At 64.2% G+C, this 1,621-nt stretch carries 1 rRNA gene; it reads left to right on the top strand.

Annotated elements, in window-relative coordinates:
• Window positions 1–177: 177 nt before the first annotated feature.
• Window positions 178–1,621, top strand: a 16S ribosomal RNA gene (locus tag DWW73_RS09990); the annotation flags it as partial.

The following is a 1,621-nucleotide window of genomic DNA, read 5'->3' as shown; positions in this document are numbered from 1 at the left end:
GTGTCGCATCCGGGCAGACATCGAACCATTTGAAATGGTCTAACTTGGATTTGTTTTTCGCAAGGCCGCCGAGAGGCGGCCCCGAGAAATTCCTTTTCCTATACAGAACCATATGAATCGAACGGAACCGATCAGCGATGACTGAGAGGACCGGACGGGCTCGAAGCCCAGATATTTTGGACGGAGAGTTCGATCCTGGCTCAGGATGAACGCTGGCGGCGCGCCTAACACATGCAAGTCGAACGGCACCCCTCTCCGGAGGGAAGCGAGTGGCGAACGGCTGAGTAACACGTGGAGAACCTGCCCCCTCCCCCGGGATAGCCGCCCGAAAGGACGGGTAATACCGGATACCCCGGGGTGCCGCATGGCACCCCGGCTAAAGCCCCGACGGGAGGGGATGGCTCCGCGGCCCATCAGGTAGACGGCGGGGTGACGGCCCACCGTGCCGACAACGGGTAGCCGGGTTGAGAGACCGACCGGCCAGATTGGGACTGAGACACGGCCCAGACTCCTACGGGAGGCAGCAGTGGGGAATCTTGCGCAATGGGGGGAACCCTGACGCAGCGACGCCGCGTGCGGGACGGAGGCCTTCGGGTCGTAAACCGCTTTCAGCAGGGAAGAGTCAAGACTGTACCTGCAGAAGAAGCCCCGGCTAACTACGTGCCAGCAGCCGCGGTAATACGTAGGGGGCGAGCGTTATCCGGATTCATTGGGCGTAAAGCGCGCGTAGGCGGCCCGGCAGGCCGGGGGTCGAAGCGGGGGGCTCAACCCCCCGAAGCCCCCGGAACCTCCGCGGCTTGGGTCCGGTAGGGGAGGGTGGAACACCCGGTGTAGCGGTGGAATGCGCAGATATCGGGTGGAACACCGGTGGCGAAGGCGGCCCTCTGGGCCGAGACCGACGCTGAGGCGCGAAAGCTGGGGGAGCGAACAGGATTAGATACCCTGGTAGTCCCAGCCGTAAACGATGGACGCTAGGTGTGGGGGGACGATCCCCCCGTGCCGCAGCCAACGCATTAAGCGTCCCGCCTGGGGAGTACGGCCGCAAGGCTAAAACTCAAAGGAATTGACGGGGGCCCGCACAAGCAGCGGAGCATGTGGCTTAATTCGAAGCAACGCGAAGAACCTTACCAGGGCTTGACATATGGGTGAAGCGGGGGAGACCCCGTGGCCGAGAGGAGCCCATACAGGTGGTGCATGGCTGTCGTCAGCTCGTGTCGTGAGATGTTGGGTTAAGTCCCGCAACGAGCGCAACCCCCGCCGCGTGTTGCCATCGGGTGATGCCGGGAACCCACGCGGGACCGCCGCCGTCAAGGCGGAGGAGGGCGGGGACGACGTCAAGTCATCATGCCCCTTATGCCCTGGGCTGCACACGTGCTACAATGGCCGGTACAGAGGGATGCCACCCCGCGAGGGGGAGCGGATCCCGGAAAGCCGGCCCCAGTTCGGATTGGGGGCTGCAACCCGCCCCCATGAAGTCGGAGTTGCTAGTAATCGCGGATCAGCATGCCGCGGTGAATGCGTTCCCGGGCCTTGTACACACCGCCCGTCACACCACCCGAGTCGTCTGCACCCGAAGTCGCCGGCCCAACCGCAAGGGGGGAGGCGCCGAAGGTGTGGAGGG

The organism is Collinsella sp. AF16-8, assembly GCF_003462695.1.
GTDB lineage: Bacteria > Actinomycetota > Coriobacteriia > Coriobacteriales > Coriobacteriaceae > Collinsella.
The sequence above is the reverse complement of the archived record's forward strand: the minus strand, read 5'-3'. Positions and strand labels throughout refer to the sequence as shown.